Source organism: Lewinella cohaerens DSM 23179 (assembly GCF_000379805.1).
GTDB lineage: Bacteria > Bacteroidota > Bacteroidia > Chitinophagales > Saprospiraceae > Lewinella > Lewinella cohaerens.
Genome location: NZ_KB903543.1, coordinates 28,705 through 52,849, shown reverse-complemented (window position 1 = coordinate 52,849; position 24,145 = coordinate 28,705). Strand labels below are relative to the sequence as shown.

General features: G+C 45.8%; 17 protein-coding genes. 9 read left to right on the top strand and 8 right to left on the bottom strand.

What is annotated here, in order from left to right; genetic code table 11:
- The first annotated feature begins 57 nt into the window (after positions 1 to 57).
- The 5 genes from A3EU_RS0112220 to A3EU_RS0112200 all read left to right on the top strand — a co-directional run bounded on the left by A3EU_RS0112220 (position 58) and on the right by A3EU_RS0112200 (position 5,062).
- Entirely contained in the window at positions 58 to 717 is a 660-nt protein-coding gene (locus A3EU_RS0112220) for a hypothetical protein (RefSeq protein WP_020536456.1), read from the top strand.
- Positions 718 to 1,110: 393 nt separating this feature from the next.
- Positions 1,111 to 1,590 (top strand): YybH family protein, encoded by a 480-nt coding sequence (locus A3EU_RS0112215; RefSeq protein WP_020536455.1) that lies wholly within the window; start codon positions 1,111 to 1,113, stop codon positions 1,588 to 1,590.
- Between the two features lie 24 nt (positions 1,591 to 1,614).
- On the top strand, positions 1,615 to 2,580 hold the full coding sequence (locus tag A3EU_RS0112210; RefSeq protein WP_020536454.1) for a c-type cytochrome: 966 nt from the start codon (positions 1,615 to 1,617) through the stop codon (positions 2,578 to 2,580).
- A 485-nt stretch (positions 2,581 to 3,065) separates the two neighbouring features.
- A complete protein-coding gene (locus A3EU_RS0112205; protein WP_211213932.1) occupies positions 3,066 to 4,112 on the top strand; it encodes a succinylglutamate desuccinylase/aspartoacylase family protein in 1,047 nt (348 codons plus the stop codon).
- Between the two features lie 293 nt (positions 4,113 to 4,405).
- Complete coding sequence (locus A3EU_RS0112200) at positions 4,406 to 5,062, top strand: right-handed parallel beta-helix repeat-containing protein (RefSeq protein WP_020536452.1); 657 nt, start codon at positions 4,406 to 4,408, stop codon at positions 5,060 to 5,062.
- 97 nt (positions 5,063 to 5,159) lie between these two features.
- On the opposite strand, the gene A3EU_RS34240 is transcribed toward A3EU_RS0112200, so the two are convergent.
- The 3 genes from A3EU_RS34240 to A3EU_RS0112185 all read right to left on the bottom strand — a co-directional run bounded on the left by A3EU_RS34240 (position 5,160) and on the right by A3EU_RS0112185 (position 7,693).
- Positions 5,160 to 5,318 (bottom strand): hypothetical protein, encoded by a 159-nt coding sequence (locus tag A3EU_RS34240; protein ID WP_020536451.1) that lies wholly within the window; start codon positions 5,316 to 5,318, stop codon positions 5,160 to 5,162.
- A 12-nt stretch (positions 5,319 to 5,330) separates the two neighbouring features.
- Positions 5,331 to 6,218, bottom strand: a complete 888-nt coding sequence (locus A3EU_RS0112190; RefSeq protein ID WP_020536450.1) for a dienelactone hydrolase family protein — start codon at positions 6,216 to 6,218, stop codon at positions 5,331 to 5,333.
- 65 nt (positions 6,219 to 6,283) lie between these two features.
- Complete coding sequence (locus A3EU_RS0112185) at positions 6,284 to 7,693, bottom strand: hypothetical protein (RefSeq protein WP_020536449.1); 1,410 nt, start codon at positions 7,691 to 7,693, stop codon at positions 6,284 to 6,286.
- Positions 7,694 to 7,872: 179 nt separating this feature from the next.
- Here A3EU_RS0112185 and A3EU_RS0112175 point away from each other — a divergent pair, with 179 nt between their 5' ends.
- A complete protein-coding gene (locus A3EU_RS0112175; protein ID WP_044085801.1) occupies positions 7,873 to 10,854 on the top strand; it encodes a T9SS type A sorting domain-containing protein in 2,982 nt (993 codons plus the stop codon).
- Between the two features lie 235 nt (positions 10,855 to 11,089).
- On the opposite strand, the gene A3EU_RS0112170 is transcribed toward A3EU_RS0112175, so the two are convergent.
- The gene (locus A3EU_RS0112170) at positions 11,090 to 12,046 is read right to left on the bottom strand and encodes a fatty acid desaturase family protein (protein WP_020536446.1); all 957 of its coding nucleotides are present in this window, start codon (positions 12,044 to 12,046) and stop codon (positions 11,090 to 11,092) included.
- A 597-nt stretch (positions 12,047 to 12,643) separates the two neighbouring features.
- Here A3EU_RS0112170 and A3EU_RS0112165 point away from each other — a divergent pair.
- From A3EU_RS0112165 to A3EU_RS0112155, 3 genes are all read left to right on the top strand, one after another.
- Positions 12,644 to 15,145, top strand: coding sequence for an nSTAND1 domain-containing NTPase (locus A3EU_RS0112165; RefSeq protein WP_020536445.1), 2,502 nt, complete (start codon positions 12,644 to 12,646; stop codon positions 15,143 to 15,145).
- A gap of 103 nt (positions 15,146 to 15,248) precedes the next feature.
- Positions 15,249 to 15,539 (top strand): hypothetical protein, encoded by a 291-nt coding sequence (locus A3EU_RS0112160; protein WP_020536444.1) that lies wholly within the window; start codon positions 15,249 to 15,251, stop codon positions 15,537 to 15,539.
- Positions 15,540 to 15,719: 180 nt separating this feature from the next.
- Positions 15,720 to 16,445 carry a YybH family protein gene (locus A3EU_RS0112155; RefSeq protein WP_020536443.1) on the top strand — a complete coding sequence of 242 codons (726 nt, stop codon included), beginning with the start codon at positions 15,720 to 15,722 and terminating at the stop codon, positions 16,443 to 16,445.
- 110 nt (positions 16,446 to 16,555) lie between these two features.
- Here the strand turns inward: A3EU_RS0112155 and A3EU_RS0112150 are convergent, their stop codons facing one another.
- The 4 genes from A3EU_RS0112150 to A3EU_RS0112135 form a co-directional block, all read right to left on the bottom strand.
- Positions 16,556 to 17,698, bottom strand: coding sequence for a T9SS type A sorting domain-containing protein (locus A3EU_RS0112150; RefSeq protein ID WP_020536442.1), 1,143 nt, complete (start codon positions 17,696 to 17,698; stop codon positions 16,556 to 16,558).
- 730 nt (positions 17,699 to 18,428) lie between these two features.
- Positions 18,429 to 19,523 carry a helix-turn-helix domain-containing protein gene (locus A3EU_RS0112145; RefSeq protein ID WP_020536441.1) on the bottom strand — a complete coding sequence of 365 codons (1,095 nt, stop codon included), beginning with the start codon at positions 19,521 to 19,523 and terminating at the stop codon, positions 18,429 to 18,431.
- A 115-nt stretch (positions 19,524 to 19,638) separates the two neighbouring features.
- A complete protein-coding gene (locus A3EU_RS0112140) occupies positions 19,639 to 22,029 on the bottom strand; it encodes a GAF domain-containing protein (RefSeq protein WP_020536440.1) in 2,391 nt (796 codons plus the stop codon).
- Between the two features lie 263 nt (positions 22,030 to 22,292).
- Positions 22,293 to 24,107, bottom strand: a complete 1,815-nt coding sequence (locus A3EU_RS0112135) for a hypothetical protein (protein WP_020536439.1) — start codon at positions 24,105 to 24,107, stop codon at positions 22,293 to 22,295.
- Between the last annotated feature and the right edge of the window lie 38 nt (positions 24,108 to 24,145).

The following is a 24,145-nucleotide window of genomic DNA, read 5'->3' as shown; positions in this document are numbered from 1 at the left end:
GCGTGATATCATATGTTGTAGTCAATTTGAATAAAAAAATCAAAAGCCATAGTAATCATGATTATAATAATGTTAAAAAAGTCTATTTTAATAATGACTTTTTTTATCCTTTTGCTAACTATGGCACTGTTTTGTTGTGGTAACGAGAATAGCAGTTGTTTAAAGTATGCTCAGGAAGAATACCTATATGACACAATAAATTCAATTTCAGAAGAAAATTTTCTAATTTATAGAGATGCATTAAGTGAGAAATTCGAAGAGAGACCAATAAAAGGACAGTTAAACCCTACATATCAATTGATCTTTTATTCTTCACACGACTATGGTGAAGTTATAAAGTTTGAGAAAAGTAATTCAGGCTATTCTTTAAAAGTGAAATGCTTGAATAAAAATGACTGGTTTGATGAGTGTGAAAACGATCAGATCAGGATAACCGAAGAAGAATGGGAACAGTTGGAAGAGATGATCTATGAATTTAACTATTGGACAGAGCCAAGATTTGAAATGAATGAAGTATTAGATGGTTTCGGTTATGTTTTAGAAGGGAATAGACCCCAAGCACAAGAATGTAACAAAAAGACATATCAATTAATAATTAGAGGCTCTCCTAGATACGATAAAATTGGTGCCTTATGTTCCTTAATTAGAGAATTTAAAAATCAATTAGTTTTTAAGTATAATCAAGAAATGTTTAGAGGTAATAGCGTGACTCAATAAGAAACAATATTTCTGCCAAAGATAAGTGGTGTGCCTTGTTGCTGGTCAGGAGGCCAGAGAGATAGTTTGAGAACTAACATGCACGGTTGTTTTAAGAAAAAACCTCCGAACCTCCGCGTCTCATATGTTTGCGGAAGGAAGCAGGAATAGCCACTAAAGCACCAAAACGCACAAAAAATATTCTGTGCTATTTTGTGTTTTAGTGTTTTTTGTGGCTCAAAAAAGGCTCAGTACCTCTGCGGCGTATTTTTGGATTAAGTTAGCTGATAATGAGTGATTTACCCCTGATTTGCGACAAATAAGTCAAGATTTGCGACGAGGCTGTTAGCGGTAGCCTTGGTGCTGCCCCCATCTTTGTGGTGTTCTTTTTTATTAACCTAAAATCACTTTATCATGAAGAACACTATTGTTTTTACACTCGTCTTTTGCGCTTCTCTTTTTACTGGTTTATCCGCACAGCAGAGCGATCCCGCAGTAGCGACGGTCCAAGAGGCTATTACGACCTTCTTTGCGTACGATGCCGTCGGTTATGGAAATTACTTTGCGGAGGATGGAGAACTGATTAACCCGATGGGAATGCGGATGCAGGGCCGCCCAGCGATGATTCAATCACACGTAGGCTATTTCAAAAGTCTGGAGGGACAAACGGGGCACGCTTCTTTTTCAGCAGAAAAGGTACAGTACCTCAGTCCTGCCATTGCCGCAGTAACCTTGAATGTTGACGCAAATAGCACCAACGCCGCAGGCGAGGAAGTAGATAGGTTTAATGTTGCAGTAATGGCGATTCTAAAAAAGGATGGAAACAACCGATGGATGATCCACCTTTTTCAGGTGACTCCCGTCCACTCTTTTGCACCACCCACCGAAGGGTAATTTCTTTATCCAAACGCAATCATTATGTCTAAGTTATTCAAAATTCTATTGTGGATATTGGGAGGGTTGGCTGTGCTTATAGCCTTGGCTGCCACCTACAATTCCCTGGCTCCGCTTCCCGTTTATGAGGTTCGGTTACCCGAAAATGTAACGATTCCCTACGGAGACTCCCTGGCATTGGCACAAGGTGCCCGTATTGTGTCTATGAATTGTGTGATTTGCCATCGCAATCAGGACGGAAATCTGGCGGGGCGGCCCATGCCCGAGAAGGACTTTGGGGATGTCTATGTGGCTAATTTGACCAATCACCCAGAGGCAGGTCTGGGGCGTTATACGGACGAAGAGTTGGTGCATCTTATCCGCACGGGTATTAAACCCGATGGGTCTCAGTTGTTGCCGTTTATGACGCCGTATTTTAAAATGTCAGATGAAGACCTTTACAGTGTAATTGCTTACCTGAGGTCGGATGCGCCATTGGTACAGCCAGTAGAAAAGTACTGGCCCGACAACAAGTTGAACTTCCTGGCGAAAGCACTGACGAGGATGGTCTTTAAACCTGGGCCGATACCCGATGGCCCGGTGCCTTCTCCTCCGTTGGATGACTTGGTCACGCGTGGAAAATACCTTGCGGATGCGGTATTCAATTGCTACCAGTGTCACTCGGCTTCTTTTGAGACGAATAATGATCATGAGCCTTGGCTTTCAGAGGGGTATTATGGTGGTGGCAACCCGGTAGGAGGTGTGGCTGGCCCCTTAACCATCTCCGCTAATCTGACCATGCATCCGGAGTATGGCCTGGGCGAGTGGACCCTGGATGACTTTGGCAAAGCTATCCGACAGGCCCGTCGGCCCGATGGGCGGATGCTCTCGTCAACGATGCCGCCTTTTACATCTCTTACCGATGATGAAGTTGCAGCGATTTGGGCTTACCTGAAAACGGTTCCCATTCAGGACAATAACGCTCCGTCAGGGCTGGTGGTAGCGGATTGATTACGTATAAACGGTTTAGCTGAAAAGCAAAATAGGAGTCATCCCGAATTTTGATTGTCATCAAAATCCGTGCTGACCAACGGCAAAACCTATCATTAAAGACGAAGCCCCATGATTTCTATTAGTGAAATCATGGGCTTTTCTATAAATAGTCGGATAAATCACTCTTGTTAGCTATTTACGAACTCTTTCTAAGTTAAAGTCAGGCTGAATTTTGGCTAAGGCCAAAATTCAGTCTGACTCATGTTTTTTTAAAAAAAATAGCGGGTACTGAGCTATCTTCATTCCTGGAAATGAATCCATAGGTATTGCGCAAAAAGAAGTAGTTGAGCGGTCATTAAAACAAACCAATGATTCTGAAGAGATGAAGAATTTAATTCTTCTTGGCGTTTTTTTGATATTATTCACATGTTGTGAACATTGGCATACCATCGAGATTAGAAATGAACTTGATTTATCACTGTTTTTTAATAGAATTTGCTGCTATGAAAAAGAACATGTTGTTGTTCCTGTGTGTGGGGTGTCTTTTTGGTTTTTTTAATAGCCAGAGCGATATTCAAATCATCGATCAGCTAGACCTCGCTGCGGTTCCAGAGGGGAAGATCAGCAAATACTACCTTCATTTGGTGGACAATGGCCTGGGCCAACCCGTGTATGTGCCCATTATGGTGGCAAGAGGTAGCGAAGAAGGGCCAGTGCTAGGGTTAACCGCGGCCATTCATGGCAATGAACTAAACGGGATTCCGATCATTCAGGAAGTTTTTCAACAGCTGGATTTAGACAACTTGCGGGGTACGGTTGTTGGTGTACCTGGCCTCAATGTTGTTAGTTTGAATATGGATAGTCGCCGTTTTATTGATGATGAAGACCTGAATCGCAACTTCCCAGGCAAAGAGAATGGTAACCGCAGCCAACAATACGCTTTTCGAATATTTGATAAGATTGTCCGCCACTTCGATTACCAAATTGATATGCACACGGCGAGTTTTGGCCGAATCAACAGCATGTATGTACGTGCGGATATGGCAGATGAGACCTTGGCCCAGATGGCTGTTTTGCAGTATGCAGATATTATTCTTGATAACAAAGGCATCCCATCGGCGGGCGCAGCTGCTGGGAGCCCTCGGACCTTACGCGCCGAAGCGGTGTTGAACGGTATTCCGACCATTACGGTAGAATACGGAGACCCCCAGGTGTATCAGCCGGAAATGACATGGCGGGGAGTGGATGGCATTTTAAATACTTTGGTGTGGTTGGAGATGATGTCTTCACCAGCGAAAGACGAACCAGGTGCGGCCGTTGTGTGCAAGAAATCCTATTGGATTTACACGACACAAGGAGGCTTGTTGGATATCCCCGTGGAATTAAAACAGCAAGTAGAAAAAGGGGAGGTGATCGGTGTTTTGAAAAATGCTTTTGGAGATGTAATCGAGACCTACTTAGCCCCCGAGGCGGGTATTGTAATTGGCAAAAGCACTAACCCGGTAAACATGACAGGTGGGCGAATTATTCACCTGGGGATTTTGCGCTGAGCTGAACTTTCGCCGTTTGGCAAAAATGATAGAGGGGATAGCGTAAGGTAGAATTTGTGCGGACCGAATAGGGGAGCGCGGCGGAGCGGAGCGAGCACAGCCAAGGATAGTAGGCATTCCGCAGGATGCCGGATAGCCTGGCCGCCCCGCAGGTGGCGGGGATGCCAAAAGGATAATTCTATTAGCTCCGTCGCTTAATGTTCCCAAAAACGTCACACTGATTTACCATCAGTTTGTGAAATTTTCAACAAGCTCTTCTTAATCATCTACCTTGTGGAAAATTTCCAAATGTTATGCAAAAAACAGCCATTTTTGTTTTCGTCGCTTCCTTATTGGCTGCCTCTTGTGGGAGTGCAGGCCTACTGGTGACCGATAATTTAACAGTGTCTTTGAACGCGCTTGCCTCCGGTACCTCTGTGAAACTAAAGCAAGGAGACTACCTACTGGATGAGACGATCCTGCTAGATGGAAAACAGGATATCACCATTGATGGTAATGGTTCAACACTTACCGTAAATTCGCTTTCAGATCATGTGATTCATGTGGCTAATTGCATTAACATTCGGTTGATCAATTTCAAAGCAACTCACATAGAACCGTCAGGCCCAGTAGGGTGTACAGGCAACGTTTTATTACTTGAAAATAGCTCGGATATATTGGTAGAAGGCTGCGACCTGAACGGTAGTGGTATTGTAGGCATCGCTTCCTACAATGTGGATAACCTGCGCGTATTGAATAATTTCATTCACGAAAACAGTGAATACAGTATTATTTATCAAGGCCCATCCCTACTACTGGACGGGAACATTTTCGAAGAGAATGGCAACAGTAATGTCATCTACTTCAGTCATGTAGAGAAAGGCGGAATGATGGGTTGGCCTCCCGATGAGCAAATTGCTACGGATACTCAACTGCAAGGTTTGGTGATGCGTAATAATACTTTTAAGTAGGGGTGCTGAGTTTTTATCACATAGACATATAGAAAGTGCTTTTTATTACATAGGCACATAGTTTTTAAAAACTATATGCCTATGTAGTAAAAAAAAATTACCCTCCCATCCACCGAAAAAGAAGGATAGTGAGTAAGCCCCAGGTCGTACCACTAACCATACTGAGAATAGCCAGCACAATGGCGTGGGGCATCCACTCTTCGTTGTAAGCAGCCGCGACGGTAACGGTGACAATCAGAAGGGCTATCGTTAGCATAGTAAGCCCCGTTTATTGCAGGTGTTCCCGAAAGAAATCGATGGTACGTGTCCAGGCCAATTCGGCGGCATCTTTATCATAACGAGGCGTCGTGTCGTTATGGAAACCGTGGTTGGCACCGGGGTAGATATGGCCCTCGTATGTTTTGCCATGCTCTTTAAGGGCGGCCTCGTAGGCTGGCCAGCCAGCGTTGACGCGCGCATCCAATTCACCAAAATGAAGGAGTAGCGCTGCTCCTATTTTAGGCACATCTTCTACTTTGGGCTGGCTGCCGTAAAAGGGTATTGCTGCTGGCATTTCCGGCAAACGGACGGCCATCATATTGGATATCCAGCCGCCAAAGCAGAAACCTACCACGCCTACTTTGCCATTACACTCAGGGTGTGCTTTGAGGTAGTGATAGGCCGCAATGAAATCTTCGAGCATCTCTAGTTTGTCGCGTTGCCGTTGTAGGGTACGGCCATCATCGTCATTGCCGGGGTAGCCACCCAGCGGGGTAAGCGCATCAGGCCCCAAAGCAATAAAACCTGCCAGCCCCGCCCGACGGGTGACGTCTTCGATATGAGGGTTGAGCCCCCTGTTTTCATGGACCACAATGATGCCCGGTAGCTTTTCGGTGTTTTCCGCAGGGCGGCTAAGCAAACCTTTAATACTGCCACCTCCTTCAGCGGAATCGTAATGGATGTATTCCGAATTTAAGCGTGGATCATTGACTTGTACCTGTAGTTTGCTCCCATATTTAGGCATCAGGTAATCCATTAAACTGGCAACAGTCAGTCCACCTACAGCGTACATGGATAGTTGCTCGACAAAAGTACGCCGGTCTATTTTGTTGTGTGCATATCGGTCGTAGAGGTCAAAGACTTCTTGGTTTACTTCCTTTTTGTTGAGCTTTTTCATCTTGCTTTTAGGTTTACTTATGTAATCGCCTCTCAATATACGAAGGAGGTTTTGAAACAGGAATACTAAATTTCTTCCAGCTTGCGAAGTAGCCACTTGCGTTCTGACAGAATTTCTTCTTGCAAGATCATCGCTTTGTTTTTTTGCTTCTCTTCATTATCGTAAGGATTACTGGTAATGAGCTTGCGGGTGTAAGCTATGATGTTTTGAAAGTTTTTACGATGGTAATCACTCACCTCTCTTCGGCGGATAAATAAGCGAAAGCTATCGAGATGAGACTCCAATAGGTCAAATTCTTCCGCCTCGTAATAGATTTTTAGCTGAATGGTTTTAGCGATCAGCTGATTGACTAAGTCTTTAGGATTGGCAACCTGAAGATGGGCCAAGGCTTGATCATAGTTTTTTTGACCGTATTCCAGCCGGGCCAGATTAAAATAGACGGTACTTTCTTGATAATCCTGGGGCAAGTAGCTTTTATAACTTTCAATAAATTGTGCCACTGGCAGGAATTCCTCTAACCGCAGGCCAAAACCAACAATATTGTCAAAAGTGAATCGCGACAACTGATGGTTTTCAATAAAAAAGCCTTTCAGGAGCCCTTCCTGGTATAGTTCCCAACCTTCGCGAGTGAACTCAAGACTGCCCTCATTGAGTTTTCGGATACAGAAGTTGATGGCAGCCCGGTACAAATCTTTGAGTTCTTCCTGCGGGAATTGGGAATAATGAATAAGCAGGTGCTCCCGGAACTTGCGGAAGTAGATTTGGCTATAGGCCTCCGTCAAAAAACGATAGCAGTAGTAGTACAAGGCAATAGCAGGCACCTCGAGGTAAGGACTGTCTTCCAACTCGTCGATCCAGCCTTTGAGTAAGCCAAACTGATAGTCTGTCTGATACACCGCCCGATGCGACAATTGAGAGCAAACGTGGCGGAGTTTTTGGGCGAGGTAGAGCACGTCCATCGTGTCTCCTATTTCTTGTAAATTAAGATGTCCCGTCCTTTGTTGGGTAGATTGAAACTTGCTGGTTTCTAGCTGGAGTTTTAATTGGTTTTGAAAGAAATCGGCATTGCGATAGGGGTGTTGGCTTTGTTTTCGATCTGCTTTTTTTATAGCCCTGCTATAGTGCTTAGTAAGGTTTCGTTGACGATAAAATCCTGCCAGGGCGAGGTGACTGGAAACTTCATCGGCTGTCACCGCATTCCACGTGAGGTATTTTTCGATGATCAGATGCAGGTCGCTCATGAGGCTTCTCAGCAACTGGTCATCATAAGGTTGGTCGTCAAAAACCGATTTGAATAAATGTTCCTTTGTAGGAAATGGTTTGCCTTGATAACAGTAGCTGGCAAGCGTGTTGAAGAGTAAGGGTATATCCTTGCGGTGGGTTACGTAAGGGGATCGTACCAGTTTCTTTAGTTCTCGGAGCGCTGTTTTGTCCAGTTTGTCTAGTAATTGATATAAAAGAGGTGTTAGGGGCATTTTTTATTTCTACAAATAATTATAATTAAAAAGCTTTAACTAAGCTAGTTGAGGTCTAATTTAAGGAAAATAATTTCCACAAATGATATTATTTGTTCTTGTGTTTGCGCGCCTCATCAGGCACCTTTGTCAGGAACGTATTACGAAAGAACAGATCCAAAAAGATAAAACGGAACATAATGATGAAAACTAATCTCCCCTTTTTCTCCCTGGCCAAAGTTGTGTTCTCCTGTTTATTGCTACTTGCGGCTACAGGAACTGTAAATGCGCAAGGCTGGCAAACGTGGTTTTATTTTGGTAGTGGTGGCGATGTTGCCAAGAACGATATTATTGATGTTATCGACTATACCGATAACCAGGCGATTGTCGTTGCTCAAGCTACTGGTGGCGTGGCAGAGGCTTCTTTTACCCTTTATACGGTTATGGGCGACGAGAATCTAGTGTCTGGTCAATCGGGCGTTAATCTCCCCACAGGCGAGGAGGATGAACTGGACTATTATCCTATTGCGGGTGTAACCAACACTGCTGATACGGTCTACGTATTAGTTGAACGAACCGACGAACTAGCTGCGGGCCAAGCGCTGTATCTCGTGAAGATGGTGCGTGTCGCTGGGGCAGTTAGTTATGTGGTGGATTGGCACAAGCCACTTTATGATCTTTTCCCGGACTATGTATTCGGTGCTTCTTTGGTAAAAACCAATGACGGGCAAATCATGGCCTTGGGTACTGTCACCAGTGATGTGACGCCTGGAGATGATGGCACAGATATGTTGATGGTAAAAGTAGATTACGATGGCAATGTCTTGTGGTCCAATATCCAAATGACGCTTGGAGGCGATAAGGCAGTGCAAATCATCCCAGCACCTGACGGGGGCTATTGGGTACTAAAGGAAAACACCGTGTTTTTGCCAGTGCCTACTACAACAAGCTGGTTGGTCAAGACCGATGAGTTTGGCGAAACTGTTTCTGAAACGATGCTGGTGGGTACTGAAGGTGATGATGCGCTAGATATGGTCCTTACAGCTGACGGTGGCTTCGCCATTTGTGGACAAACGGCTGACGAGGCGCTTTATGCCCTCAAAATAGACGCGGCTGGAAATATACTCTGGCGGCAAGATTACACCTCCGATAGCTACATGGCGGAAGGGCTTGGCATTATTGAAGATGCACAAGAAAACCTGGTGGTTTCTGGCAGCTTGACCTACCTCAACACTAGTGTAAAAAACGCCTTCATCGTAAAGCTACAAAGCGACGGCACGCCACTCTGGGAGCGCGACTATCCACGTAGCGGCAACGCGGCAGGTTTTGTAGCCGACGTATTCAATGATCTTACGCTTACCCCTGCGGGGCAATACCTGATGGGCGGCGCCCGCTTTTCGGGTTCAAACCCAGGGACGACCTTTGCTTATTTTGTAAAAACCGACACTTTCGGTATTACCAAAGGGGGCAATGTACGTGGCAATGTTTTTCATGATTTAGACCTCGATTGTACCGCAGGTATCGATGATTTGGATTTGGAAAACTGGGTTGTTCAGGTCAGCAATGATAGCCTCAATTTCTTTGGCAATACCGACGCGCAGGGCAATTATGCTATCCCCGTTTTTGTCACCAATGGCAACCCCGTAGATTATACTGTTTCCATCACGCCACTCAGCAGCTACTGGGAGCCTTGCGTGAACGATATTCCTGTTACCATTGAATACCTGGATACATTGGCCGTTGATTTTGCACTCCAGGCAGTGGTGGAATGCTCCTTAATAGAAACCCACATAAGCAGTACCAATTTCCGCCCATGTGATATGACAGAGATTGCAATTGACTATTGCAACCTCGGGACGATTACCTCCGAAGATGCATACATGGAGGTCGAACTCAATGATGACCTTACCTTTGTTAACGCTACCTCTGTACCTACCCAGGTTATGGGCAATACTTACACTTTTGATTTAAACGATTTAGCAGTCGACGACTGTAGTAGCTTGATGATCACGGCATTGTTAGCTTGTGATACGATGCTATTGGGTCAGGCATCTTGTATCACTGCTCACGTTTATCCGGATACAATTTGTCCCGTTCCCGGCGAAAATTGGACGGGAGCTCTCCTGAATGCACGTTACACCTGCGCTGATGGCAACATCCAATTTGAAATTGAAAACGTAGGTACCCAAAGCATGGCCACAGACTTGCAGTATGTTATTATTGAAGACGCTGTATTGCTACGCGAAGGCACTTACAACCTAGATCCGGACCAAGAGATGCTCCCTGATGTGGTGCCCCAAAACGGCTCGACTTATACCCTGATAGCACAGCAAGAGCCCGGTGCCCCTGGGGCGGAGTTGATCAGTATTGGTGCTGATGCCTGCCCCAACGAAGGTAGCCCGGGACTCAACGAGTTTGCACAGTATACAGGTGATCCCTACTCCGTGACTTACTGCCCCATTGTGGTGGGTTCGTATGACCCCAATGACAAGCAGGCTATTCCCGCAGGCTTTGGTGAAGACCACGGTATTTCAGCCAACACCCCAATTGAATATACCATTCGTTTTCAAAATACAGGCACAGATACCGCATTCCGGGTGGTGATCAAAGACGAGCTCTCTCCGTTTTTAGATCCTTCGACCCTTCGGCCTGGGCCTTCCAGCCACCCTTACGAATGGTACTTTGAAGACCAGGCAGTGGTATTCCGTTTCCCTAATATTGAACTGCCGGACAGTAGTGCAAACCTGGCTGCTTCCCAAGGCTTCGTAAGTTTCCGAATCGATCAAGATGATCGCCTGCCAGCGGAGACGCGTATTGAAAATAGTGCTGGCATTTACTTTGATTTTAATGCGCCCATTATTACCAATACCGTCTTTCATACAGTGAAAGAGTTTATTGATATTATCAATGAAACGGTAGTGTTGGCTGATCCAAGTCTAGCGGTAAACATTGCTCCCAATCCGATAAAAGATGGTGCTCGAATATGGGTAGAAGGATTGTCTGCGCAATCGACGGACTTACACCTTCAGTTGTTTGATGCAAGCGGCAAGCTACTGAGAACGATGACCGGAAACGAGGAAGGCTTTTGGCTACAGCGTGGAAACTTGCCTGCCGGCATGTATTTCTTTACCATCAGCAACGAACAAGGCTGGTTGGCCAATGGCAAGCTGGTTGTTCAGTAGTATACCCTATCGTGTGGCGAACTGATTAAGCCTAGGTGCAGTCAGAATTTGATCCAAAATCAGTGTGTAAGGCAGAGCCTGAACCCCGCCGTGTTTCGATCTTCCATCGGAAGTGAGGACAATGGATAGAAGCCGCTCCGTAGGGCAGGGTTTCACACCCTGCGTGAAGGAGCGACGGATAGCCAGGTGCCGCTCCCGACTGTATCAGTCGGGAGAAGGCATGGCCCAAAGTAGGCTATACTTCCACTATCATTTTTCCGCCCAATTCGTTGAGCAAGCCACTTAAATACCCTTCCGTGATGTGCGCCTTGGCCCGGTATTCCTCTTGTTCCATCAATAGCTTGTGGAGCTTTGGAAGGTTGTAATAAGGCACACCTGGGTAAAGGTGATGTTCCAGGTGATAAGCCACCTGGTGCGGCGCAATGAGAAAGCGCTCAAAAGCATTGGTCTTAACGGTGCGGGTAGAAGAAAGCATATCATCATAGGCCATCTCACCATAGTGCTCGGCCACACTGCGGATATACTGAAACATGAAGAAAGACGAAAGGTAGGGGACGAACCAAAACATCAGGTAGTACAACCAGGTGCCGGTAAGCGTAAGGGCCGCAAAAAGTACGGTGTAAAACAACAACTTGGGCCAACGCGCCTCTTGTACGGTATGGGTTTTAGCATCAGGCGCCTGGAAACGCTGCAAGAACCATACAGCATCTTTAGTACCTTGGTATAATACGAGGTAGGAGAGAAGTGTGCCAATAAATTCCCGCTTGGTTTTAGGAAATGTAAACTCCGGCTTACCAAACTTGGCCACCCAATCGGGGTCGTGATCAGTATTCAGATGCTGATGATGACGAAGGTGGTTTTGACGATAAATGGCGATAGAAGTAAACAAGGGATACATCGTCAGGAGGTTGGAAACCATATCGTTCCAGTAGCGGTTTTTCAGGAAACGAAAATGGGTAGCATCGTGCATCAAGATCGCCAAAGCGTGCATTCTCGCACCAATGACGACAACTGCCAAAAGATAAGTAAAGGGGTTTAGGAATTGCAAGCAAGCATAAATGGTCACTACGATCACCAGCCAGTCGAAGGCCATACCCAAAGCGTGACGATACGCCTTGGTTTTGAATAGCGGCTTAAACTGCTTAGGGTGAAGCGTAATCTGTAAGTCGTGCTGATGGTGATGGGCTCCCATAATAGTTTAGTATTAAGTTTTATTATGATAGCAAGTTCCGGGCATTGGCCCTATTTTAAAACACCAGCAATGCTAGAGAACAGCCTGAACGGGTAATGTGCGCTTTGCGCTTGATAAGTGGTACAGGGCTCTCCTCCTGTTAAATTCAAGAATTTAACTTATCTGGTATCTTCTTAGGGACAGCACGAAAACAAAACACGATTTTGGCTTTCACAATAGTTAATCCAAGCGGTTCATTTTAAGCGGGTTAACTGTTTGGAAGCCTTGTAAAAAATCGTGTTTTATTTTCTGCGCAATACTTAAATGTCCTTATAATCTCTTTTGGGGTTCAAAAAAACTTAAGTGCCTATGGTGGTTCAAAATCCCTCTCTGTCGGGTAAATCCATGAATTCACCCTAATTAGTCTAGCGCTTATAATTCCTTATAATCCCTGATATGGTTCAAAAAATCTCAACTACCCTTGGTGGTTCAAATCAAAAAAAAACTTAAGTGTCCTTGGTGGTTTAAAAAAAAACTCCCACCGAATACCAAACATTCCCTACTTTTAGGAGAGAGAAAACGAAATAGCTTTTTTGAGCAGACACACACACACGATACATGAGATTCATCCTGAAATCCCTAGGCCCGGAGTATGTTTCGGCAGAATGTTTTTACGAATTGCACGCTGAACGGGCTACCTTTTACAGTCCAGTCTATTCGGACAAAAGCGCCGCCTTGTTGGCTATGGAAGAACTGGTTTTGAAGTTGCGGAACCGTAAGAAAACCAAGGTGTCAATTGCCAAAAACAATGCCGCTTATACCATTGCCCTCTTTGGTAGCGATACGCAGGTAGTGCGGCCAAGCACTGCTTTTACGGACAAGATGACCGCCATTGAAGTATTTGAAGAAGTACTCAATGCCGCCGCTGCGGATAGTTTTCCGCTTAGTTTTATGGAGTTACCGGAAGCGATTGGAGGTATTGCTTCCATCGGTGATTTGGGGCTGCGAGCTGGTATGGATAATTATCCTTGGGTAGAAGTAAATACGAGCACGCTTCGGGTAGGTGCCAAAGAAAGAGGCGGCGCGACCCTGATGGGCGCACCCTTTGGCATGTCGCCTTCGATGGGCGTTTCCCCATTTTCTGGGGGCGGCCCTTGTGAGCCACTTTTTGATGTCTTGCAGCCACAGGTAGCAGCAGACCTTCCGCTCTTTATGGGGCGCAAGCAGGAGGTAGAAGACCTCTACGCTATGACGCGCAATAACCGACTTTTGCTCCTTTACGGACAACCGCGCGTAGGCAAGACCAGCCTCATTCAGTGTGGCCTCGCGAACAGGATGGAAGCCGCACCCGGAGAACTCTTCGTACATCGTCGGGGCGATGGGGGAATGCTCCCCTCTCTGGTGGAATCCCTACGCACAGAAATCGCCAGCCTCACCAATAAACCTACTCCCGAAGCGACAGACCCCATGGATTTGTTGCCCCAACTACATGAGCAAGTCCAGAAGCCCGTTTTCCTGGTTTTTGACCAATTGGAAAAACTATTTGAACCGGAAGTCACAGAAGAAGAACGTAATGAATTTTTCGCTTTCGTCCGGCGCTTGACCTCCGAAGAAAGCTTGCCTTATCGGATTATCTTATCCTTGCGCGAAACCTTCCTGGCTCCGTTGGCGGAATACGAGGAGATGCTCCCTTCGTTGCTCACTCACCGTTATCGGGTACAGCCATTGAGCAAAAAGTCAATGATGGATGTATCTCTGAATTTGCTGGACTTGTTTAAGTCCAAAGGCAAGATGGATGTCGATAATCCGGAAGTAATTGCAGAAAAGCTATGTTCGGAGTTGGCCAATGACAAAGGAGAGGTGCCTTTTCAGTGTCTGCAAATCTATATGCAGGAGCTGCACCAAACAAGCTGCGCAGAATCTGGTGGAAAAGTACCCGCGTTTGATGCCAGCCTGATCGACAAAATGGGCCCTGGCCGCGAGGTGATTGAAGGTTACGTAAACCGTGAGATGACTCGCCTGGAGTCGCTACTACCCGAAGATGGAAGTCTTGCTGACCCCGAGATTTTGCAAAAAATCGACGACCTACAGGAGAGCCGCCAATGCTGCGGCTGTGGAGACACCAAAGCGGTAATGCCCGTGGCTGCGGCTGTGGCAGGTGCTGGCGTGAGTAACCGTAGCCGCAACCTGCGCTGGTTGTTGCTGATCGCGCTTTTGGCCCTCCTCTTTGGCGTCTTGGCCTATTGGCTGCTCAGCAACTGGTCACAAAAGCAAGACCCCTGCTACGCCGCCAAGCAAGCAGACACCTGCGAAGCTTACGTCAATTACCTCAGCAAATACGGCGAAGATGCCACTTGTGCTGCCGAATTTCGTGAGCTATTGGCCTCCAGGGAATGCGGTACCCTCTGGCAGGATTACCAAATGTTGCAAACCACAAAAACCTGTGGCGCTTACCAAGACTTTTTCCGCAAGTATCGCAACACGACAGTCTCTACCGAACGGGTACAACGCTACCTACTGGAATGGCAATGCCCAATGGTGCGCGACACCGTAGAGGTGCCCGTTCATGATACCATCTACAGTGGCCCCGCCGATGGTTACAATACAACAGGAGGCCGGCTGCCCACAGCTACCGGAGGCGTGAGCCGTACAGGAAGCAACCCGCCTTGCCAGGATTTTAATGGTACTAACTTCAAGCAGGTAGGCCCACTGTGGTTTATGACTGATCCACTGGCAGGTGGCCCCTACGCTTGGGAGGAGGCGCTGGATGCTTGTCAGGCCAAAGGCTGGCGCTTGCCTTGTATCGGCGAAGTTGATTATCTAATCGACAACATCTACCGTGGGCAAACCAGTCGAGCCTATCAAATGCTGACGGGCAGCGGCGAGTGCTATCTCATGAACCCTGCCCAAAACCCCAACGAGCGCATCGACTTCTGGACAGGCACCGAAGCCAATGATGCCACCGCCTGGACGTTCTACTTTGACACCCAAACCAAAACCATTGGGCGCGAGTCGAACATTATCAAAGGCCGTCGCCTACCTTGCCTGTGTGTAAAGAAAGACCCGCAGAAAGGGAGTGGATTACCGCCTTGTTACAATAAACGGGTGGAGAGGAATTAAAGATTGGTTGACTTCCCGCCACAATCGTCATTGTTTACTTGCACTATATGGTAATTTCCATTAACTTTGAATAGCAAAGTACTTTTAAAAACACAACTAAACTATGACTATTCAAAACGCAAGGCTTGTTCGGATTTTGATGAGTATTCCTTTGTTATTACTGATTCCGTTCATCGCGATGCAATTTTCGGGCGAAGTCCATTGGGGCTTACTCGATTTTGTGGTTGCAGGCTTCCTATTGCTCACTGCTGGATTGGCTGTAGAATTGGTGTTGCGAAGAGTAACCCAGCGGCGTCACCGGGCTCTTCTGCTTTTGGCTATCTTGGCTGTATTCTTATTGGTTTGGGCCGAGTTGGCTGTTGGCCTATTTGGCACGGTGTTGGCTGGAAGCTAGCTTGAGTTAAAATTAGCGCGCAGGCCAGTAGGCCGGAGCGCGAGGCCCGGAGGGACTAAGGACAAGCGATAGAAGCTGCTATGGAGGCAGGGGGTTACCCTGCACGAAGGAGCTGCGGATAGCGCGGTGCCAAGGAACGATGGCATGGCCCCAGCAGAACAAGTCTAATTTAATGATCCAATGATGAAGCACTTATTTTTCCTTTTAGTAGTAGCTGGTACCCTGATAAGTTGTGGCGAAACAGCATCTAATAATAATTTGCTTCCACAAAAGATGAGTGTGGAGCAGTATACGCCTGCTGCGTTAGGTGTTTTGGCCGACGGCACCATACAATATGGCCCTAATGCAATCGCTACGCACTGGAAATGGTTTTTTGAAAACACGAATGTCTCAGATCGAATGGTAATAGGGAGCGTGCCAGTGGGTAAGAAAGGGGAATACGCTTATGAAATTAGCCGTTTTGAAACAGCCAATGATCAAGCATTTGCGCAAGTCATTGTTTGGGATAACCAAGGTGCTGAACCGCTACGTGCGCTTCAGTTTGTTGCTCCTTATGATAAAGTGCTGCCTGATGTGGCTCCCATTGATGATGCTCGTGGTCAATGGATGGAATATTGTAATGCCCATGAGGTAGAACGGCTGATACAAGAGATGTATACGCCGAATACGCTCTACTACAACCATCGCCCTTTATTGCGTGGTCGTGATGCGCTGGAAAAGGAATATGCCTATATGAAAAACCCCGATTACCAGCTCACACTGACACCGTTGCATGTGGTGCCTGTGGCGGAGCATCTGGTGGTAGAACTAGGGCAATGCAGCGGTAGTTATGGAGGTAAGTACCTCATCGTTTGGCAGGAACAAGTGCCTGGAACCTGGCAGGTGTTGCTGGATGCAAATCTGTAAACTTTAGCTGGACTTTCGGTACTCTGCTGCAAGTTCAGCTAAGCCTTCGTGTGCCAAGTGTTTTGGGGCAAGGTAGAAAGCATTGCTATGTCCTTGCCCCAAGCGTGCTGCTACTGCTTCACCAGCCCTCTGCTCACTGGTCTTCCCCCGTCCACCGACAACTGAATGGTGTAACTTCCTTTGGGCAACTTTGCTGTTGGGAGGTGTACTTGGTGAGGGCCTGCCAGCAGATTTTGATCGTCCAGCACTTGCAGTAATAACTGCCCTTGCAGATCAAAGACCTGAATAGATACACGGCTGCTCTTTTGTAGCTCAAAACGCAGTGTACTCTTATCAGTAGCGGGGTTGGGGGATAAAGACCAGTGGAGAGAAGCGGCTAGTGCTGTCGACGCTGAAGTGGTACCATCTTCGAGGCCCGTAATCATGCGCAGCGCCCTGGTATTGTAATCGGATACAAAAAGGGTGTCTTGTGAAGGGGTAGCCACAATGCCGTTGGGGCCATTAAATTTGGCCGTACTGGCATCGCCATCTACCGTGCCGGCGGTGGAGCCCAAAATGATGGTGCCATTGCCATCGAGGTCCATGCGGTAAATTTCATGCTGGGTAAAGAGCGTGCCATAAATGTAGCCTTTGGCATAAGCTATAAAACCCAACCATTGGTTGCTGTTTCCTGGGGCTTGTCCAATGAGTGTTTGTTCGCCATTGTCTCCAAGTCGAATGATCTTGCGGTTGTTGAAGTTGCCGGTATACAAGCGACCCTCATCGTCGTAGCAGAGGCCCACCGGGCCGTTTAGCTCGTTGCCAGTGCTCCAGGGGAACCACTCGCCGTTGGGGGCGACTTTTGCAATGCGGTTGCCGGTGTAGCTGGTGGCAATAAGGGTGTCGCTGTCCAGTTCGAAAATCAAGCCGGAGGGGTTGTTGAAGTCGTCCACAAAAATGGTAGCATTCCCTTCTGTATCAATTTTGTAAATCTTGTTGCCCTCATTATCGGCCATGTAGAGGGTGCCGTCATTACCAAAGGCCATACCATTGGGGGTATTAAAACCATCAGAAAAGACAGTGGTGCTGGTTTCGAAAGGGACCCACCGCGAAATGGCAGACCCTTGGTAACGAACACCAAAAAGCTGTCCTGTAGCGTCGATAATCAGCGCATCATCAATGCCAGAATTGGTAACAACCGTGGTGACTTGCTGGGCGTTAAGCGCAAGCGAAAAAAAGATCAGCAGCGCAAGAGAGAAGTACTTTGTAAACATTTTTGGAGGTCTTTGAATTCGAGTGATAAAATTGAAGATCACTCGCAAATACCTGCAAAACCCGTAGAATGTCGACCTCTTTTACAAAGTGGGACGCTTTTTTTTTGATAAAATCAAGGGCTTCGCTATTTAACGTGAGGTTTGAATATAAGTGTCTCATTATTAGTGGTCTGAGCCGCATCACCGCGAAGCAGCTACGAAGTAAAACCTCACCGTACAAGGTACGAGGTACATGGTACTTGGTATAATGTCGAATTTGGGGTTGCAAAATCCCTATACCCTGTACTAAGTACCTAATACTGTGAGATTTGCCTAGTGTATTCCTCGCTTTTCAGGAACACAAAAAGGCAAACCTCACGTTATTTAGTAGGGGCTGTAGCAGCGCTTCGCTGGCTACCGCTTGTTCCATTACTAGTGCTTGCTAAGCTGCGCACTACCATTGCACCAGCTCATCCTTAGTCCCTCCGGGCCTCGCGCTTCAGGCTCCGCCTTGCGCGATTTTCTTAGAGCTTGTTGGGGAATTTGCGAACTGATTTTCAACGATTTACGGTTCTGTCTAAGAAGTCAAAATCGAGCTTAGCGGGCTAAGTGAGGTTTTTAGTTCGAAGACAGGTTCGAAAATCCTTGAAAATCAGGAAGCACCAACCTATTTCCGTCGAATACTTTAACTATTCCCTTTTTACCAAATTAAATTTCCCAACAAGCTCTTAATAGTGGATAGAGGACACCGTTAAGATGCGACCACTTCTCTGAAATATTCACTGGGGCTGCATCCGGTAACCTTGCGAAAAGCGCGATTGAAAGCAGATTTGGAGTTGAAGCCCGACTGATAGGCCAACTGCAAGATGGATCTTTCGTGTTCCGTTGCCGTTTCGTAAGCTTTGATGAAATTACCGATCCGCAAGGTATTGATCAGGTCAAAGAAGCTCTGGCCAGTACCGGTATTGATGATGCGTGATAACTCGTGGCGTGGTAAACCCGTGGCTTGGGCCAGATCAGCGAGTTTGAGCTGAGATTCCAGGTACGGTTTTTCTTCTTCCAGGTATTCCATGATACGATCAAGGGTTGCCACTTCTTCTGCATTGAGTGTCTTGTCATTCGTGGGGAGTGGAAGCGTAAAGAGCTTGTTTTGAAGCAGGACAGTATAGGCCAACCAAAAGATGTAGCCGACGGTGAGGAACCAAAAAACGCGGTACATGAGATAGGTAGGGTCGTGGACGAAAATTCGGTACCCAAAAGAAAGGGTCCAGCAGGCCGCTAGTACCAGACCTACTTGGAAAAAGACCGGCAAAAAACTACGGGCTGCTTCACTGGCCTGCAACTGCCCAGCAAGAGAAGCATGCCTGGTTAGTCGGAAGCTAACCAGAAGATAAGTAATCAGGCTAATCATCGCACCACCCTCAATGAGCAAGAAACTAAGGTAGACGGCCCCACCACTCATAAAGTGCCAGTTGCCATTGAGGTGCTGCCCCAGTATCGTGTTAGCAACGATAATATGAATAAACGCAGGGATAGCATGTGGCCACAATTGACTTTGAGGCAGCGTTGGCAAGCGCAACAAATGACGTGTAAACAGCCACAAACAAGGCCCGAGCACAAACAAGATCACATCGGGTAACAAGATGACTTCCGCATAACTGTACAGCCATTCTGAACGATAGCTCAGGCGAGCAAACAACAAAAAGGAAACCAGCAAAACAAGCGCTACCAAATAATTAGCTGCTGACTGATTGGCCACTTTGCGTTGCCGCAAAAGGAAAGCCAGGAACAAGCCCTGTGTTCCGCCAAGGATCAAAAGTGCATCAAATAAAGAAAAAGTCGGCATGATCGTTAAACGATTGGAAGGCTAGGAGTGCTGCGTTTGAAACACTCGGTTTTGAAGAAGAAGTTTAGCGCAAGCGCTTTGATGGGGCAGCTTTTTACTGCCCTAATCACGTACGTTAAACCGCCACCGTTACCCGCAGGGCCTTCAAACCATCGGCCCCCTGCAAGCGTTCGAGTTCCAGTTCTTCAATTTCATCTGTAATGTAACCCTGCTGAAGGAGGTGATCAATGTATTCCAGGTATTCCGTCCGGTCTTTTTCCTGTAGCCATACGATGGCCAGTTTGCCCTTGAGGGTAAGCCGTTCATTGGTTCCCTTGATGACTGCTTTGTCGATTCTCTTCTTCAGGATTTCGTAGCGCACATTATAGGCACCGTCCACATCAAACTGCTTCTCATCCATATTGAAGCGGATGCTTAGCGCATTGTTGTAAACGAAGATCAGTTGGGCCGTTGATAGCGGCACCCGTAAGTTTTGTTTATTCTTTTCTACCAAACGAGTAACTTCACACATGAGCATGAGCTGCCACAGGCGAAAATCCTGGAGGAAATAGCGACTAAAATTACCTTCCTGTAAAAGAGATTGCCCCAGGTAGATATTATATTCTACCCCATCGGTGACGTATTTTTCAAAAAAGTGAGGTAATAGCTTCTGCTTTTTGGCAACTTCCTTATCAATGTAGTTGGAAATAAGCTCATTGAGCTCGTGTACACTGTCTTCGTAATCTTTCCGCTTACGGTAAACGATATTTAGCTTGGGGTCGAGGTAATCGCAATATTCTCTCAGTTCCTCCTTAGGGAGTTGATCATACATTTCATTAAGTTCCCGTAAGAGTGGGTGAATATCTTCCGTAAGCAATTCTACAATTTGCGATTCATCGCTGGATACGTAACCACCATTTTCGAGCCTATGAAGGAAGGCTTCCGTCTTGGCCAGATAAATATCCAGTAATTGAAATTCTAGTTGTTTCCTAAAAGCCTTGATTACTTTTTGTACCCGTTGCAAGTTATCGAGCATATCAGCCTCAATGGAACGGTTTCGGATTTGGGAGGAGCCTACAATGTCGGCCTGTCCGTAAAGTGGATATACATTTTTGAAAGCGATGGGCTCCAGGATTGGAGCTTTACCGTTCTCGTGGGGCGACAAGAGAAACTGCTGGGTCACTTCCTGAAACTTCCACTCCACAGAAGGATGGATATAGGTAAATTGCTTTTGAATGAAAAAACTGATCGTGTTATCCATTTCTTGTATCCAGCGATTGCTGCCCAATGAATACAAAGAGATGACCTCTTCCAGTTTACCCAAGAGTTGGTTGTTTAGGCGATAAGGCTGTTTGGATGCAAGCTCCATGACACCAAATATTTGACCATTTCTATTTCTTTGTGGCGCAAGCAACAGACTTCGGTACCCTTGCTTAATCAAGTGTGAGGTTACTTTGCCCGGCTGCTTTATTTGTTGCAAATCACCGATGATAATGGTTTGGCCATCATTCATAGTTTTACCGTAGGTACTGTCGTTGCAAAAATCTCCTTTGGTAAACTGAGCCAAAGTAGGGAGACCGCCAAGAATACTCCAGGAAGCTAAGGTCGCGTACTTGAAATCGCGATTGGGTACACTGCCAAAAACAACATCAGGCATCTGCAGGTAAGAACAGATCATGCCACTGAGCTGCTGGCGAATGTTATCCGCGTTGTCAACATTTTGGTCTACTTCTGTAACCATCATCTCTTTCATCCTGGAAAGGACCTCTACCTCGGTGACGTCCTGGATGTAACCAATGACCAGGCCTTCAAAAGAAAAGTCTTCTGGTGGAAAGTTTTCTAGCCAGTATTGTTCGTTGCCCCATTCCTGGAAAAGTTGGTAAATTTGCACCTCGTTTAAGGGGGGAAGCGTATTCAATGGTGTCGTTTTAACATAGTCCAAAACGACATTTATTTTGAAGTGCCTTTCTAGCATGGTCTTGCTATGCCGAAAGGTCATCGTCTGGTAAGAATTCGATTCAATTTGTTGCCCATGAAAATCATGAAGAATCAGTTTTCCTGCTTCAATAGCAGGGCTCCCCATTTTTCCTTTGATTAAGTCGCCAGATATTTCGACTTCCCAGTCATCGGAAGAAAAAAGCTCTTGCAGCGCAGGTGTTATGTAAAAGAATTCTTTTGTAAATGGCTTTGATACAAAACCCATTTGGCCTTCAAAAAACAGCGCAGGGAACAGCATACTTATCACCGCTTGCCTTTTTTCCGGCGTATCCAGTTTCCCGGGATCAGAAAAAGCAATTAAATTTCGTTCAGCCTCTTCCATAATAGTACTGTCGACTGCCCCTATAGTCTCATGTATTCCAGTTCTTTTCTCCCTCATTTTTTCAATAAAGGGCATAAAGCTAAAAGTAGACGAATATGGATTGACCTCCTTTGAAAGGGACATTTTTTCGAAAAATGCTTTTATCGGGAGATACTGCGCGCATTCCTGATCAGTAGCCGGTGGGGCTTGGGTAATTACTTTCTGCATAGTATGGACGATTTAGCTTCTAAAAATGAAGCGAAAAGGTAGCTGGAAAAGAAATGCTCGTGTCTGGCTTGTTGATGCACAAAGAAAGGGGTAGAATACCATGCTTTATCATCTTTATAGACATTGAGCTAGATAATAAACGGATAATGAGGGGGAGTGGTTGAAGATGGGTATTTGTATGGTGAAATTTTGAGGGCTTATGGTAGCTATTGTTGGCGCTTTAAGATTCTCTTTATGGATTATTGATTTGGGTGCGAGACTGTTTAGTACTGTGCATATTTCCTTACTTCTCGTAAGAATCTCAAGTCGTCTTCACTTTTATCGGATTCATTGGGGTAAATCATTGGGAAACGATCTTGTGGGTTAAATTTTACACCCTTGATCTTATCCTGTATTGTCTCCAAAGGCGACAACTGTAAAGCATGAATAACAGTAGCTTGCCCATCGTAACAGTAACCGAATTTTTCTTTGGTTAACGCAAGATAAGTATCATGAACAGCTGTATCAAATCCCACCTCTTTGAGGAGTGTATTAATGCCCAGTAGCGAGTATTTCTGTAGACAACAGTATTTGTGATTTACAAAGGGGAGCAGTTTGGTGATATAAGTATTATCCTCCTCTTTAAGCCCGTAATAAGCACACCATTTGACGGCTTCGGTAATGACATAATCATTTGCATCCTTTAAGAGTTCAATACATCGGCTTTTCAGTTGCTTATGTGGCAGAAAGTCGCATTTTTCGCTTCTTGTCAGATAAGCCTGCCATACAAGTGCCAGTTCTCTTACTTTAGCAACCTCATGAAAGGTAAGCTGATATAAACTGTCTGATAGATCAGGCGTACATTTTTTCTCAAGGATCAGGGGGGTAAAGTGAGTTATAGCTAAACTAGCTGCGGTAATCTTGTTATTGAGTTGTTCAAGATGATGAATAGTAATGTCCAGTAGTTGACCTGCATCAGGAAGTAGGTCTTCATTTTTAATCAAGAACGCAAATACACACATATTACTCAATAAAGCATTTGTTCGTGTTTTGTTTAAAAAGGAAGGAAGTACTTCAACCATAATAGCTTCTTCGCTAAGCCCTCCTTTTCGTAAGATACAATAGGCGATATAGCTAATTTCATACTCCGATTTTTGACGGATAAAATGCCGGGCTAATTCAATTGCCCAGTGATCAATAAAAGGAGCTAGTTTTAAAATGCCTTCTAAGGCCTGCAAGACACCACTTCCCTTAGCGTTGGTCTTGAAATTCTCATTGCAGTAATCAATAATTAATTGATAGTGTTCTGGTTCTTTGTACACCGCCAAGGCGTTTAATGCCATGGTGTGATAAACTTTATGTTCAGGAGATTGAAAAATACTTAACAACCATTCTTTCGTTGAATTCCCCTCGTATTTTATGATGACATCAAAGAGTCTTCGACGTAGATGACTAGAATCACCTTTAGGGGATTGCAAAGCGTATAACCGAGGGATTAGCTCCCAAAATAATTTCAAGTACCCGTCGGCATTTTCGGGCACTAAGGGTGTTAAATAATGAAATGCCGTGTGGTATTTATTAATATCTTTCAAGAACAACATTCTTAGGCCTTGTATAGCCAGGAACTCTTCTTTACTAAGTGTTGACTGCTCATATTTATGGAAGAGTTGGCGATAACTTTTTATCCATGCTGACTGGGGTAGGGAGGTCGTATCTTGCTTGTTCTGTATCCCCGGCTCTTGCTGTAGCGCTGCTAGCTTTATTTTTATGTCTGCCAAGCTTTCCTGAGAAACAAGAAGTTCGGCTGGGTCGATGACTAGTGGTTGGTTGAAAAAGGAGTAAGTTTCATTTTCCTTGATAGGGTTCAACTCAACAGGGATGACGTATTTTAGGTATTCACCGTAAAGATGAATTTCTTGTAAATACTTTTTGTAATCAGCACCCAAGGTGAGTTTTTGGGCCGCTTCTGGTAAGCGCTCCATTAAGCTATCCACCGCGAGAACTTCTCCAATAAGACTAACCGTTACCTCGTAGTCATAGTACTTCTCGTCAATAGTTACACCGAGAGTATGGATAATCGTATGTCCTGTATTCTTCATGAAGTAGCCTTACATTTGAAGAAGATAAAGGTACAAAG

Coding starts and splice junctions, on each gene's coding strand:
- A3EU_RS0112220 (WP_020536456.1), top strand. CDS start 58: ATGATTATAATAATGTTAAAAAAGTCTATTTTAATAATGACTTTTTTT.
- A3EU_RS0112215 (WP_020536455.1), top strand. CDS start 1,111: ATGAAGAACACTATTGTTTTTACACTCGTCTTTTGCGCTTCTCTTTTT.
- A3EU_RS0112210 (WP_020536454.1), top strand. CDS start 1,615: ATGTCTAAGTTATTCAAAATTCTATTGTGGATATTGGGAGGGTTGGCT.
- A3EU_RS0112205 (WP_211213932.1), top strand. CDS start 3,066: ATGAAAAAGAACATGTTGTTGTTCCTGTGTGTGGGGTGTCTTTTTGGT.
- A3EU_RS0112200 (WP_020536452.1), top strand. CDS start 4,406: ATGCAAAAAACAGCCATTTTTGTTTTCGTCGCTTCCTTATTGGCTGCC.
- A3EU_RS34240 (WP_020536451.1), bottom strand. CDS start 5,318: ATGCTAACGATAGCCCTTCTGATTGTCACCGTTACCGTCGCGGCTGCT.
- A3EU_RS0112190 (WP_020536450.1), bottom strand. CDS start 6,218: ATGAAAAAGCTCAACAAAAAGGAAGTAAACCAAGAAGTCTTTGACCTC.
- A3EU_RS0112185 (WP_020536449.1), bottom strand. CDS start 7,693: ATGCCCCTAACACCTCTTTTATATCAATTACTAGACAAACTGGACAAA.
- A3EU_RS0112175 (WP_044085801.1), top strand. CDS start 7,873: ATGATGAAAACTAATCTCCCCTTTTTCTCCCTGGCCAAAGTTGTGTTC.
- A3EU_RS0112170 (WP_020536446.1), bottom strand. CDS start 12,046: ATGGGAGCCCATCACCATCAGCACGACTTACAGATTACGCTTCACCCT.
- A3EU_RS0112165 (WP_020536445.1), top strand. CDS start 12,644: ATGAGATTCATCCTGAAATCCCTAGGCCCGGAGTATGTTTCGGCAGAA.
- A3EU_RS0112160 (WP_020536444.1), top strand. CDS start 15,249: ATGACTATTCAAAACGCAAGGCTTGTTCGGATTTTGATGAGTATTCCT.
- A3EU_RS0112155 (WP_020536443.1), top strand. CDS start 15,720: ATGATGAAGCACTTATTTTTCCTTTTAGTAGTAGCTGGTACCCTGATA.
- A3EU_RS0112150 (WP_020536442.1), bottom strand. CDS start 17,698: ATGTTTACAAAGTACTTCTCTCTTGCGCTGCTGATCTTTTTTTCGCTT.
- A3EU_RS0112145 (WP_020536441.1), bottom strand. CDS start 19,523: ATGCCGACTTTTTCTTTATTTGATGCACTTTTGATCCTTGGCGGAACA.
- A3EU_RS0112140 (WP_020536440.1), bottom strand. CDS start 22,029: ATGCAGAAAGTAATTACCCAAGCCCCACCGGCTACTGATCAGGAATGC.
- A3EU_RS0112135 (WP_020536439.1), bottom strand. CDS start 24,107: ATGAAGAATACAGGACATACGATTATCCATACTCTCGGTGTAACTATT.